General features: G+C 34.7%; 10 protein-coding genes and 1 pseudogene. 5 read left to right on the top strand and 6 right to left on the bottom strand.

What is annotated here, in order from left to right; genetic code table 11:
* Positions 1-858: 858 nt before the first annotated feature.
* Positions 859-987: a hypothetical protein gene (locus GO684_RS05520; RefSeq protein ID WP_255419641.1), complete on the bottom strand. Its 129-nt coding sequence runs from the start codon at positions 985-987 to the stop codon at positions 859-861.
* Positions 988-1049: 62 nt separating this feature from the next.
* On the bottom strand, positions 1050-1694 hold the full coding sequence (locus GO684_RS01610; RefSeq protein WP_175938418.1) for an alpha/beta hydrolase: 645 nt from the start codon (positions 1692-1694) through the stop codon (positions 1050-1052).
* A 148-nt stretch (positions 1695-1842) separates the two neighbouring features.
* On the opposite strand from GO684_RS01610, the gene GO684_RS01615 reads away from it, so the two are divergent.
* Entirely contained in the window at positions 1843-2148 is a 306-nt protein-coding gene (locus tag GO684_RS01615) for an NADH dehydrogenase ubiquinone Fe-S protein 4 (protein WP_175938342.1), read from the top strand.
* 390 nt (positions 2149-2538) lie between these two features.
* Entirely contained in the window at positions 2539-2691 is a 153-nt protein-coding gene (locus tag GO684_RS01620; RefSeq protein WP_175938344.1) for a hypothetical protein, read from the top strand.
* Between the two features lie 554 nt (positions 2692-3245).
* On the opposite strand, the gene GO684_RS01625 is transcribed toward GO684_RS01620, so the two are convergent.
* The 3 genes from GO684_RS01625 to GO684_RS01635 are packed head-to-tail and all read right to left on the bottom strand — an operon-like array spanning position 3246 to position 5272.
* Positions 3246-3860, bottom strand: coding sequence for an SCO family protein (locus GO684_RS01625; protein ID WP_175938347.1), 615 nt, complete (start codon positions 3858-3860; stop codon positions 3246-3248).
* A 48-nt stretch (positions 3861-3908) separates the two neighbouring features.
* Positions 3909-4604: a DNA polymerase III subunit epsilon gene (dnaQ, locus tag GO684_RS01630; RefSeq protein ID WP_175938348.1), complete on the bottom strand. Its 696-nt coding sequence runs from the start codon at positions 4602-4604 to the stop codon at positions 3909-3911.
* 11 nt (positions 4605-4615) lie between these two features.
* A complete protein-coding gene (locus tag GO684_RS01635; RefSeq protein ID WP_175938350.1) occupies positions 4616-5272 on the bottom strand; it encodes a Tim44/TimA family putative adaptor protein in 657 nt (218 codons plus the stop codon).
* Positions 5273-5436: 164 nt separating this feature from the next.
* Between GO684_RS01635 and secB the strand changes: the two genes are divergently transcribed.
* The 3 genes from secB to putA all read left to right on the top strand — a co-directional run bounded on the left by secB (position 5437) and on the right by putA (position 11982).
* Positions 5437-5940: a protein-export chaperone SecB gene (secB, locus tag GO684_RS01640; protein ID WP_175938352.1), complete on the top strand. Its 504-nt coding sequence runs from the start codon at positions 5437-5439 to the stop codon at positions 5938-5940.
* 157 nt (positions 5941-6097) lie between these two features.
* Positions 6098-8701 (top strand): aconitate hydratase AcnA, encoded by a 2604-nt coding sequence (gene acnA, locus GO684_RS01645; protein WP_175938354.1) that lies wholly within the window; start codon positions 6098-6100, stop codon positions 8699-8701.
* Between the two features lie 140 nt (positions 8702-8841).
* On the top strand, positions 8842-11982 hold the full coding sequence (gene putA, locus GO684_RS01650) for a bifunctional proline dehydrogenase/L-glutamate gamma-semialdehyde dehydrogenase PutA (RefSeq protein WP_175938356.1): 3141 nt from the start codon (positions 8842-8844) through the stop codon (positions 11980-11982).
* A gap of 367 nt (positions 11983-12349) precedes the next feature.
* On the opposite strand, the pseudogene GO684_RS05970 reads toward putA, so the two are convergent.
* Positions 12350-13239 (bottom strand): annotated as a pseudogene (locus GO684_RS05970) (IS630 family transposase).
* Positions 13240-13947 lie beyond the last annotated feature (708 nt).

Genomic DNA, 13947 nt, shown 5'->3' on the forward strand with positions numbered 1-13947 from the left:
TTGCACTTTCTCCAGCATTTCTCTTGCTAATTCCACGACTCTTTCATGCAATAATTTTGATTTCAATACCATTTAAACCTCGCTATTTTATTTACTTCAGCATGGCTTCTTTTCCATTACTGTCTATCTGTTCCCTGTGCAATGGGAATTGGTACCACTAACAATGAGAATTAGTACTATTCGTCTACCAACTATAGAAGACGATAAAAGTGTTAAGATGCTGATGGAAGAAAGCCTTTACTCTTCTCAAGAGTTCATTGATTAAAGAACTAAGCTTCCCAACTCCACCTTAATAGTTAGGATAAACTAGAGAAATACCAAGATCTCTTTTATTTTAACATTACTTACTTTTTTCGAGCCCAAATAAAAACTCTATGCATAATCAAACAGGAAAGGAAATCTCTACTAGCTCTAGAGCACTAACATTTAAAAGCTCAGCTGCATATGCTATCACTTCAGATTACGTAGCAGGCAAATCCTCTACACAATTGTATATTTCACCAAGCTTCACATTTTGCATGGAAGAAAACAGGATATTTGATATGTCTGCAACGTGAATACGAGAAAAAAAATGTCCTTCTGTACATTTCTTGCTTTATTAAACTATAAATCAACTAGCACGTTTCTACTAGGGCCTATATTTCAGCTAAGCGAAAAATGTGTATAGGCAACTTACTATTCAGCCACTTTTTTCAGTCCTAAGGCGGCTTCTTGCTTTCTATAGGTTTTATTTCAGATTTTTCTGTAACCCAGAGTTACCAGCATAACCACATAGACACTAGTGCAGGTAAATAGCCTAAGCTACTTGGTATTTTGAAAGTAATGACCATATCTCTCCAGTACACCATTACCATCTGGTTAACGAAAAACTAAAACGCGCGTTACATCTTGAAACGCATCCTTATTTACCTTGTAGTAATTGAAAAAATTGATGTTATGTATGTCTTCATTTCTTGAAGTACTGCTAATTTTCCAACCTAAACTCATTAACTTTTTTTATAGAAACCCAGCTACATACCCACAACTAAAGCAAAATAAGTGCATAGAAACTATTCTTTGAAATTTTTCTTAATAAATTCTACACCTAATTTTATCCCTTCTTCATTAATAACATGTCCCAGTGCACGAATTGGGTGCCCTTCAACATTTATCCCATTTTCCTTCAGGGCTTTTACCGCCAAATCAAGAGAAGAGAAAGGTACTACGTCATCAGTGTCACCGTGGATAATACACATGTTAGGCCTTGATTTGATCTTAGGCGCAACTCTTAAAGGTGAAAGAAACCTACCAGAATATGCAATAACTGATGCACAACACTGAGAGCGGGTAAGAGCTGCATGTATTGCAAGCATTGCTCCTTGAGAAAATCCAACTAAAGAAAGTTGTGTATCTTTCAAACTAAACTCTTTTAACTTCTTGTCAATAAAATGATTTACTATTGATGCAGCACTCTTTACTCCATTGTATAACACTTCCTCACTACAATCTTCCAAGCTAAACCATTGGTAACCTTCGCCTATTTCTCTTTCAGAAGGAGCATTAGGTGCTATAAAACATGAATTGGGTAAAGACTTACTCATAACTTTAGCAAGATGAATGAAGTTATCGCCACTTGAGCCCCAGCCATGCAAACAAATAACCAAATTTTTCTTACTTCCATCTGTGCAAATCTCTGGACCTTTAAGTTCAATCATTTCTTTTCTTTTTGTATTTATACTCCTATTTAACACTAATTTTTTAATTTGTAAAAACTATATTGATGCAATAGAGAAAGGTAAATCGCACTAATCGCTTGCGCAAGGATTTATTTAGAGATATATTTCAATTTACTTAATAAGAACTATGAACGTTGATGATAAAATAATTTTTAGGATTTATAAACCAACAAGAACTGCAACACAGTCTGGTTTGGGTAATACACGTTTTTGGCACCTAAAAATTGAGCCCGAGTCTTACTATATTGAACCTCTGATGGGATGGGTTGGCTCAAAAAACCCAAAAAAACAGATCGTAATAAAGTTTGATACCCTTGAAAAAGCAGTGTTATATGCAAAAAAGTGCAGCGTAAAATATATAATTGAAATGCCAAAAGATGTTAAGAGACGTCCGAAATCTTACGCGAGTAATTTCACAAAACGATGTCAGTAGCTTATAGAAATGCAAAAAACTACTTAACAAACCTTGCCAGTCACTTTACCATAGAGTAAGGAACGAATATACAATAATGGAAAAAATGCTGTAATTGCAGCAAAAAAACACAGTATAACAGCTGTAGCAAAAGTATATTGCATTTCAAAAAGAACAGCACTAACTACATGGACAAAGCACCTAAAATTTGAAAGAAAAGAAAAATTGTTTACTCTCTCTCAACACCGTAGAAAAACCAAATTGAATTAGAGTCAATTTGAATAAGTTGATTATGGATACAAGAAAACCCCAATATTACCATTAAAGAAATGAGAATAAGAATATAGGAAAATTTGGCTTGAATGTTAGCAAGTCTACAGTACCTTGTTATTACGCCAAGACCAATGTATGATGAACAAGATAAAGGTATACAGGAGAAGAGTTAAAAAACTTAATGAGGCACTATTGGTAAGTATCCTAGCCAATAACAAGAGTTATTTTTCTTTGATGAATCAGTTTAATACATTCGAAAGTTGGATACGGGTGGTTTTAGAAGGGCGTTAGAACACAGGTTAAAGTAAAATTAGGTAGGCAAATTTTTTCTCTACAGTGTAGTTAATTATAGAAATGGAGAGAGTTCTAGCTTATTTGTACCGAATGTCAACACTGATTGTATAAATATATTTCTTTGAACAAATGTTACAATATTTAAGAATGCAAGAAGCTTTCCTTATCATGGATTATGCTAATTTACATAAGTCAAAAAATTTAGGTACTTAAAATATCGAGATTGTATACCTACTACCATACTCATCTAAGCTCAATCCTATTGAGAGTTTTAGTTATATATGAAAACAAAACGTTTTACGTAATAAAGTCTGTAATATAATTACTTTACCTAAGAGCGCTTTGTGCAAATTTATTACCTCTCTTTCTCACCCTGCAATTAAACAACTTTGCAATGTCACCTATTTTAGATATTAATAATGAGAATTGGTACTAATAGCTGAATCTACTGATTTTCTTTAAGCTGAAATTACATAACTCAAAAAAGAAGCCACTAGTTGATCTACAAGAATATTTGATTTGCAAGTGGTGATATTCCAGGCGGAAGGAATCTACAATTCATTTATATATTTTTTAATCTCAGCTGCGATTTTATCCGATTGACTTTCATCTGAATTTAGATCAGCTACAAAGTGTGCAACATACTCTCCCCCAGGACCAATTAGGTACATTATTGAAGAATGATTGATTTCCTCTTCTCCACCAACTTTGCTGGTGTATACTTTATAACTTGCAATTACCTCATCTATTTTTTTTCTTTTACCAGTTAACATTTGTATCCTATGGTCAAATTGCTGCTGAAATTCTTTGAGTCTTTCTTTGCTATCGCGTTCAGGGTCAACTGTTATGAAAAATGTTTGTAGCTTGTCATTGATTTTCTTATCTAGTTTTGCAAGTATTTCTGAAATTATCCCAAGATTCATAGGACAAACTTTTTTACATGAAGAAAACCCAAAGAAAATCATCATATACTTATCTTTAAAATCACTACTGTGTATAACCTGTCCATCTTGATTAATTAAAGAAAAATCTCCGCTTATTTTAACTCCTACGTTGTGAGTCACTGCTGGAGCAAATATGCCTTTTTTAGTGAAATAACAATAACCGAGAAAAACTACTGACAATGCTACTAGTACACTAGATAATAACCTTACAAACCTTATCATTAGAACACCTTCCTTGGATAAAATAAGATTATATCTTTATTAGTTAAATTATTCAATAAGTTCTTTCCAAAGTGGATTGTCAATCCTATCTAACAATTTCCTATGCTCATTAATTTCTTCATTACTTGGTGAATGTTCTCTGCAAGTTAAGTTACACGCTTTATGCTGAATGAATGTAGAGTTGTGATCTTGCTTGCACTCATTGTCAAACAGAAAAGTTTGTAGTCCTCCTGTAAGCTCAACATACACCTTTGCAAGCAATTTAGCATCAGTGAGCGCTCCGTGCAACTTTCTATCCTCTAACGATATATCAAAACGCTTACATAATGCACTTAAAGAAGCAGGTGACCCTATAAACTTTTTTCTTGCAAGCGGCAATGTATCTAGCACTCTATCTGAAGAAATTAACCCAGCGTTCAGCTTGCCTAACTCCATGTTAAGGAACTTAACATCAAATTCAGCGTTGTGAATTATTAAAACATCACCAGATATGAAATCAAGAAATTCAAATGCAACATCTGAAAATAAAGGTTTATCTTCCAAAAATTCTTCACTGATGCCGTGAATTTTAAATGAGTGGTAAGGTATATCTCTTTCCGGATTAAGATACTTATGAAATACTTTGCCTGTTAGAATACGGTTAATTAACTCTACACATCCTATTTCGATAATGCGATGACCGGATTCAATGTCAAGGCCAGTTGTTTCAGTATCAAGTACTATTTCGCGTAATTTATTTTCCACGTTAAATAAAGTTAATCATACTTTCCGCTCATTTTATCATCATCCGCTTTTTTATAGTTTATGGAAGTAAGCAACCAGTTTGGGTTTGATGAAGTAACATTCTTTTTAAATTGCCATATATCCTCAACTTTATTGATAGTGGATGTGCTACCTGATATAATATCCCCCTTGTCGTTCTTAACAAAATTAATTTGCTCTGAAAGGAAATATACTACAATAAATACTACGTTTTTTACCAGTTTTATTTCTAAAATCTTTTGTGAAACGATAGAAACAATTATAGACTCATATACCTCTTTGCGTTGTTTAATCTTCCCTGCAAAGCTGTTATATAAGTCTTTGTCTAAGAGAGGCTTTAATTGAGATAAATTCCCTTGGTTGAAATATTTTATTATTAATTCGAAAGCTAAGCTTGAACCTTCTATAAAATGGGAAATAGAGAAATCTTTGTTTTTTTGTAACACCTGCTCGTAAGTAGCTTTTATCGGATCTTTATCATTGCTATCAATATAATCTTCAATATTCTCTACTACATCTTCCCTAACTTGGCTTATATCTAGTACATTAGTCAGTTTTTTTAAGTTGAGGCTTGTTGATCTTCCGAAAGAATTGTATAAACGTGAAAAAACGAATGCAGCTAGTAAAGCATATATTACGAGCTCTATCATAGTAACTCAACTCCTTAGTATATAAAATACTCACATTATTAGTTGTTAATGAAGATGTGCCTATCCTGTACCACTCTATAATTAGATTTGCTATTAACTTGTAAATGCTCTATTGTACAAGAAAGCATTAAATGTTTCAACTTAATTATAAGGAGACGTAAGAAGTGTCACAACAAAAAATGAGAATTCACAGTCAATATATTAAGGATCTATCACTCGAAAACCCAAATTCACCATTTCTTTCTCCAAAAGAAGTCCCTAATATTGACGTAATGGTTAATATCAATTCAGTGAAACTGAAAGGATCTGAAGGCAAAAAAGGAGGAAGCGAAGAAAAATCTTTCCATGAAATTACTTTGCATATAGAAGCTAAAGCAATGGTAAAAGATGAAAACATAAAAGATGGTATTGCTTTTATTTGTGAAACAAAATATTGTGGTATTTTTTCAATAGAAAACTTTGCAGAGTTGAGCACAGAAGAGGTAAATCGAGCCTTATTTATTGGCGGTCCTACTTTTCTTTTCCCTTTCGCACGAGAATTAATTGCAAGAGTTACAAGCAGTGGTGGATTCCCCCCACTTATGTTAGACCCTATAGATTTTGAAGCTATGTATGAACAGCAATATCGACGACAAGAAAACAATGCTAGTAATGAAAATTTCAACTGATACAACACTATTTTTGTCATTCTAGTGTAAGGGTGGTTAATGCTGCACATTTACTATTTTACTGCAACACAGAGAATTTATACAACCATGTACATGACATCGGAATGACATTATTGTGGGAAATGGATACTTTTCATTCAAATAATGGTTATGTAAGATGAGCAACTCTTTAAATTCAAAAACAACTTTAAACATCAGCGGGAAGTCATATAGCTATTTCAGTCTTAACGCTGCTGGTAAATTTTTAGGAATAGACCTGACCAAATTGCCTTGTTCACTTAAAGTATTGCTTGAAAATTTATTGCGCAATGAAGATGGAGTGAATGTAAAGTTAGATGACATAAAAACACTAGCAAGTTGTGTCAAGAAACACGTCAATCACGAAATTAGCTATAAACCAGCAAGGGTATTAATGCAGGATTTTACAGGAGTTCCTGCCATTGTTGATTTAGCTTCAGTGCGTAGTTATGTAAAAAAAAATGGAGGTGATCCAAGTAAGATCAATCCATCTGTACCTGTTGATCTTGTGATAGATCATTCTGTTCAAGTAGATAGTTATGGAAACACTTCCGCATTTAGTAAAAACATTGAACTCGAAATAAAAAGAAATTTGGAGAGATATCAATTTTTAAAGTGGGGAGAATCATCGTTCACAAATTTTAGAGTAGTGCCACCTGGTACAGGAATTTGTCACCAAGTGAACCTCGAATATTTAGCGCAAGTTATATGCAACAAAAGTGGAGTTGCGTATCCTGACACCTTAGTAGGTACAGACAGCCATACTACAATGGTCAATGGTTTATCGGTTCTTGGTTGGGGCGTTGGTGGGATAGAAGCTGAGTCCGTAATGCTTGGGCAACCAATTAGCATGGTGATTCCAGAGGTAGTAGGATTTAAATTAATGGGAAGGCTTTCAGAGGGAGTAACTGCAACTGATCTAGTGCTAACAATTACAAATATCTTAAGAGCAAAGGGCGTTGTTGGTAAGTTTGTAGAATTTTATGGTGATGCTTTAGATTACCTACCCTTGGCAGATAGGGCAACTATAGCTAACATGGCTCCAGAGTATGGTGCAACCTGTGGATTTTTCCCCATCGATCAGAAAACACTAAATTATTTAAGCTTAACAGGAAGACCAGAAGAGTTAATTAAGTTAGTTGAAGCCTATGCAAAAGAGCAAGGACTGTGGCGCAGCAGCGAAGAATTAGCTTTTTTCAACATATTGGAGCTTGACTTATCAAGCGTGGAGCCAGTGATAGCTGGTCCCAAGAGACCACAAGACAAGATTTCTCTCTCACAAGTAGCAGAGTCCTTTTCTACATCATTTTCAGTTAATGAATCCAAGAAAAATGATAAGCTTCAAAATGAAAGTGTAGTTATCGCCGCGATAACAAGCTGCACCAATACTTCAAATCCAAGTTTAATGATTGCTGCTGGTCTTATAGCACGTAATGCAATAAAACTTGGAATAAAATCAAAACCTTGGGTTAAAACCTCTCTTGCCCCGGGATCACAAGTTGTAACAGAATATTTAGAAAAATCAGGATTACAGAAAGATCTAAATACTCTAGGCTTTAATTTGGTTGGGTACGGTTGTACAACTTGTATTGGAAATACCGGTCCACTTAATAAAGATATAGAGGATAATATTAAAAACAAAAATTTAACCGTTGCTGCGGTTTTATCTGGTAATCGTAATTTTGAAGGCAGAATCCATCCTTTAGTCAAAGCTAATTACTTAGCATCTCCGCCACTTGTTGTTGTGTACGCACTTGCAGGTACTGTGCGAATTGATCTAACAAAAGATTCTATATGCAAAGACAAAAATGGAAATAATATCTATCTCAAAGATATATGGCCAACAAACAATGAAATTGAGGACTACGTTAAAAGTACTGTAACGCGTGAAATGTTCATACAAAAGTATAAGGATGTTTTTTCTGGTGATGAACATTGGCAAAAGATAAAGTGTGAGAGGAGCGAAACCTATAACTGGGATACGAAAAGCACTTACATACAGAATCCTCCTTATTTTAATGATTTATTAACTGGAAATAATGAAGATAATGTAATTAACATAAAAAATGCACGAATATTAGCAATGTTTGGCGATAGTGTAACCACAGACCACATTTCCCCTGCTGGAAATATTGCTTCAAATAGTCCTGCAGGTATATATTTAAAAAATCTTGGAATCGAACCACAGGATTTCAATTCATATGGGTCTCGTCGTGGTAACCACAACGTGATGATGCGTGGGACCTTTGCTAACACCAGAATAAAAAACGAAATGATTAGCAATGAAGGCGGCTATACAAAACATATCCCTTCTCAAGAGACTATGTCAATTTTTGACGCAGCAATGCGCTACAAGAAAGAAGCTGTTCTATTAGTTGTTATTGCAGGAAAAGAATATGGCACGGGTTCAAGCAGAGATTGGGCAGCAAAGGGCACTTTATTGCTAGGAATTAAAGCTGTGATCGCAGAGAGCTTCGAACGCATACACAGGTCAAACTTGGTTGGCATGGGTGTTCTTCCGCTTATATTTCAAAGCGGAGTAACCAGAAAGATATTTGATAGTAGTGAGACCATAAGCATAAAGGGTAAAATAGTGCCAAGTGGAAATCTAGAATGTATCATAAAAAGAAAAGACAATTCAAAGCAATCAATTCAACTAAAGTGCTGTGTACAAACTGCAACTGAGGTGAAATACTTGATGAGCGGTGGGGTGTTAAGTTACATACTTGCACAGTCCTCTTAACTTAGTTAAGTTATCACAGTAAATACTAGGCTTTTTTTAGTAGGTTCTGGCTCTTTGTATAAATAATAATTTATTCTACACGAAGTTATGGTATAATTCTAACTTACATATAGTAAAGGGTGTTTTGTAGATAATTACATATGATCAGCTCTATACAAGAACCTAACGAATTAAGAAAACGTTTACAGGGATTTTATCGTACTGATGAAAAAAGCTATGCACGTTATCTTGTAGAAAAAATAGAGCTTTCTGCTGATTCGAAAAATAGGATTTACAATGTTGCAAAACAAGTTGTTGAAAAAATCAAAGGTAGCAAATTAGATATCGTAGATTCCTTTATGCAGCAGTATTCACTTTCCAACGACGAAGGAATAGCGTTAATGTGTCTTGCTGAGTCACTACTTAGAATACCAGATGATTATACAATAGACGAACTAATCAAAGATAAAATTACCAATCAAGAATGGGGTAAACACTTAGGGCGTTCTTCTTCATTGTTTGTTAATGCTTCTACATGGAGCTTAATGATAGGAAGCAGTATATTAAGAGCCAATGGAGAAGATCCGAAATTCTATCACGTAATTTCTAAACTACTCAAAAACTTAGGAGAGCCAATAATTCGCAAAGCAGTGAAGCAAGCAATGCTAATGCTTGGTAAGCACTTTGTTGTTGGAGAAACTATAGAAGAAGCATTAGAAAGCATAAGGTCAGATAGCCATAGCAAATTTTTATGCTCTTTTAGTATACTTGGTGAAACTACTCACACAGCCGAGAATGCAGAAGAATATTTTAATTCATATATGCATGCAATAAAAGCTATAGGTGAATCTACTGACACAAGTGATTGCTTTAAGTCACATGGAATTTCAATCAAGTTGTCTTCATTGCATCCGCGTTATGAATTCTGTCAATTCGGTAATATAGCCAAAGAACTGAGAAATAAAGTATTGGAACTCTGTCATGAAGCAAAAAAGTACAATATTTCATTATGTATAGATGCAGAAGAGTCAGAAAGACTTGAGATGTCATTAGTTTTATTTGAGCAATTGCGTCTCGATGAATCACTTTCGCAGTGGGAAGGACTTGGCTTGGCTGTTCAAGCGTATCAAAAACGTGCTTTATCTGTTCTTGACTTTGTTGAGGATGTTGCTATTCGATCAAAGCATAAAATCATGGTAAGGCTTGTGAAAGGAGCATATTGGGACTCAGAAATCAAGCGCACACAAGAGTTAGGGTTAAGTAGTTACCCAGTGTTTACTAGGAAAAGTTATACTGACGTATGCTACCTTGCCTGTGCTCAAAAACTTTTGAGCAAAGCAAGTCACTTTTACCCATGTTTTGGAACTCATAATGCTTATACTTTTGCTACTATAGTAGAGCTCGCTGATAAAAACCATCCTGGATTTGAGTTTCAACGCTTACATGGAATGGGCAAGAATTTATATGGTTATGCAATGTCAGAACTTGCAATAAGTATCAACTGCCGTATATATGCACCTGTTGGTAAACATAGTGATTTATTGCCATACCTTATCAGGCGCCTTCTTGAAAACGGAGCTAATAGCTCACTTGTCAACCAAATAAATGATTCCGATGTTAAAATTGAGGAATTAGTTTCAGATCCATTAGAAAAGGCTAAAAGCTTAGAATACGAACCTCACTCAAGTATTCCATTACCACAAGATATTTTTGGAGAGGAAAGAAAAAATTCCTTAGGAATGGATATTGGCGATTCAGTTACAGTCTCACAATTTGCAAATGATATAAAAGAATTAAGTGGGAAGAAATGGCAGGTTGGACCAATAATCAATGGAGAATCGCTGTTTGATAGTGCTAAATTTACTGAAGTGGTTAACCCAGCACACTTGGAAAACGTAATCGGGGAAGTATCAAATACAATGAGCGATCAGGCTTTAAATGCTCTTGAAGTAGCCCATAGTGCCTTTATTAAATGGCAGAATATTTCAGCAAGAAAGCGTGCTGAGCATCTTGAAAAAGCTGCAGATTTGCTTGAAGAAAAGATGAAAGAATTGATTTACATTCTAATCGTGGAGGCAGGGAAAATTCTATCCGACGCAATAGCAGAAGTAAGAAAAGCAGTAGATTTTTTGCGTTATTATGCAATAATAGCAAAAAATGAACTGAATAATTGGAAAAAGCTGCCAGGCACGACAGGCGAAGATAACTTTATCTTTTTTGAAGGTAGAGGGGTTTTCTTATGCATATCACCATGGAATTTTCCACTTGCTATCTTCATTGGGCAGGTTTCAGCTGCACTTGCAGCAGGTAATGCAGTATTGGCAAAACCAGCAGAGCAAACGCCGATTATTGCCTATGAAGCTGTTAAGGTATTACATGAAGCTGGGATACCAAAAGATGTACTGCATCTTATCCCAGGAGATGGTCAATACCTAGGTAAAACACTAGTGCCAGATAATAGAATCTCTGGTGTAGCTTTTACTGGTTCAACACAAACTGCTCAAATAATTAATAGAATGCTTGCCAGCAGGAGCGGTCCCATTGTGCCATTTATTGCTGAAACTAGTGGATTAAATGCTATGGTTATTGACAGCTCTGCTCTCTTGGGACAAGTGACTATAGATGTTCTACTTTCTGCATTTCGCAGCGCAGGCCAACGTTGTTCTGCGCTTAGGGTGCTATTTATTCAAGAAGATATAGCAGAAAAACAGATAAAAATGATATGTGATGCAGCTCAAGAACTAAAGGTTGGTGATCCAATACAACTTAGCACTGATATTGGTCCAATAATCGACAAAACATCTATTGATGCACTGACTAAATATACAGAGAAAATGTCAGGGGATAGGGATTCAAGCCTTTTATCCAAGGTACCTATGGATACAAATTCTTATAACGGTCATTTCTTTTCTCCATATATTTATGAGATACAAAAAATTTCGCAATTAAAGCAAGAAGTGTTTGGCCCTATTTTGCATATCATACGTTTTAATAAGTTACAATTAAATGAAGTTGTAAGTGATATAAATAACACAGGATATGGGCTCACTTTTTCTTTGCAGAGCCGCATACAAAATCAAATCGATTCAATAAGCAAAAAAATATCAGTTGGAAATGTATACATCAACCGCAATCAAATAGGTGCAGCAGTTGGCGTGCAACCATTTGGCGGTAGAGGGCTATCCGGTACTGGACCGAAAGCTGGAGGTCCTCATTATTTGCAGCGTTTTTCTACAGAAAAGGTTGTAAGTATAAACACTGCAGCATTTGGCGGTAACACTAAACTTATGTGCTTGGATTGATTCACAGATATCTTTCCTTTTTAGAATAAGATACTAAAAAAAGCAGCATACACTAAGAATGCAAAGATCATTTGACAAACTTCGCCAGCCCCCTTGCCAGGGTAGTACTGGAGCTAATTGTTTGTCTTCTCTATGCAGATTAAACGACAAAAAAACTTAACGTATTTGGCTTCTCATGTTTAATTTTTTACACTATGTGCACCTCATATCTTTTACATTGTTGTCTATATTACCAACTAGCACTGTAAACCGTGCATATTAGGCGCTTAAAAACATTAAAAAAAACGCCAACTAATAAAGTGGTAATAAACAACTAGCTCTGTGTAGTTTCTTTATGTTTTTTTCTATTTATACCAATTCTCATTAATTAGTGAATCAAACAAGTGACATTGCAGAGTTGTTTAATTGTGAAGTGAGAATAGAGAGGTAATAAACTTGCATGAAGCGCCCTCAAGCAAAGTAATTGTATTACAGACTTTTTACGCAAAATGTTCTATTTTATACACAACCAAAGTCTCTCAACAGGAGATTAAACTCTGGTGAGTATAGGCAGGTATATAATCTCGATATTTTTAGGTACTCTTAAATTTTTTGACTTATGCCAACTAGCACAATCCATAACAAGAAAGGGTTCTCGCGTTCTTAAATATCGCAACACTTATTCAAGAAACATATTTATACAACCAGTGTTGATGTTTGGTTGCAAACAAGCTAGAATTCTTTTCATTCTATGATTAACTACACTGTAGAGATACAAATTTTGTCTATCTAATTTCACTTTAACCCATGTTCTAACGCCCTTTTTAAATGACCCGTGTCTAACTTCCGAATGTATGCTAAACCGCGATTTATCAAAGATAAATAACTCTTATTCAGGATACTTACCAATAGCCTCATTAAGTTTTTTTTAAAAACTCTTCCTTTTTGCTTGTTCATACTATAGACCTGCTGATATTCGAGCCAAATTTTTCCTGGACCATTATTCTCACTTCTTTAACGATAACATTAGGGTTTTCTTATATCCATACTTCAACTTATTCAAATTGACTTTGACTCAATCTAGTTTCTCTACAACGTTGAAGTGTAATAAACAATTTTTCTTCTCTTCAAAATTTTAGGTGCTTTATCCATGCAGTTAGTGCCGTTCTTAAAATGCAACATATTTTTGCTGCTGCTATTATATTGTGCTTTTTGCTATAATTATAGCATCTAGTTCTTTTTTGCAACACATGCGTTATTTTGTATTTCCTTCAGCATTTCCTTTGTCAATTCCACAACTTTTTTACCCAATAATTTTAGTTGCAATATTATTTAAACTTTGCTATTTTCCTTACTTCAGTAAGGCTTCTTTTCCATTATTGCCCATCTGCTCCTTGTATAGCGGAATTAGCATATGCACTCTGAAATAAGAGTTATTTTTCTTTGATGAACACAATTCAGCACACACCGATTGTGTGAATACATTGCTTGAACAAATATCACAATTTAAGAACAAGAAAAGCCTTTTTTACAATGGGTTGTGCTAGTTAGCATAAATCAAAAAATTTACAAAGTACATAAAAATATCGAGATTATATACCCACTACCACACTAACCCAAGCCCAACCTTATTGAGAGACTTTGGTTGTATATAAACGAGAATTAGTACAACTCTGCTATTTTCTGCTCAGATTTTTGCAGAGTTTTAAAAGATTTATCGCATTACCTCACTTTTGCTCTACCATTACCTTTGCATACTACCTTGTCTATCTTTTATCACTCCGCTAAACGGATAAGAAATTCACTAGGCGGGAAAATAAGGTAAAAGAAACCCCTTATCAGATAGTATTTTTACCCTCAAGCTTTATAAGCGCATTTCCGCTTATATTTAGGTAAAAACCTAGAAATGTTGTGAAGATATTAAGGGTGCACATAGCGCACAAAATAAAACATAAGACACCAACTATGTGATACCTCACCATTTAA

The sequence above is a fragment of the Wolbachia endosymbiont of Litomosoides brasiliensis genome, assembly GCF_013366805.1.
GTDB lineage: Bacteria > Pseudomonadota > Alphaproteobacteria > Rickettsiales > Anaplasmataceae > Wolbachia.

Coding starts and splice junctions, on each gene's coding strand:
- acnA (WP_175938354.1), top strand. CDS start 6,098: ATGAGCAACTCTTTAAATTCAAAAACAACTTTAAACATCAGCGGGAAG.
- GO684_RS01620 (WP_175938344.1), top strand. CDS start 2,539: ATGAACAAGATAAAGGTATACAGGAGAAGAGTTAAAAAACTTAATGAG.
- GO684_RS01625 (WP_175938347.1), bottom strand. CDS start 3,860: ATGATAAGGTTTGTAAGGTTATTATCTAGTGTACTAGTAGCATTGTCA.
- GO684_RS05520 (WP_255419641.1), bottom strand. CDS start 987: ATGAGTTTAGGTTGGAAAATTAGCAGTACTTCAAGAAATGAAGACATA.
- GO684_RS01610 (WP_175938418.1), bottom strand. CDS start 1,694: ATGATTGAACTTAAAGGTCCAGAGATTTGCACAGATGGAAGTAAGAAA.
- putA (WP_175938356.1), top strand. CDS start 8,842: ATGATCAGCTCTATACAAGAACCTAACGAATTAAGAAAACGTTTACAG.
- GO684_RS01615 (WP_175938342.1), top strand. CDS start 1,843: ATGAACGTTGATGATAAAATAATTTTTAGGATTTATAAACCAACAAGA.
- GO684_RS01635 (WP_175938350.1), bottom strand. CDS start 5,272: ATGATAGAGCTCGTAATATATGCTTTACTAGCTGCATTCGTTTTTTCA.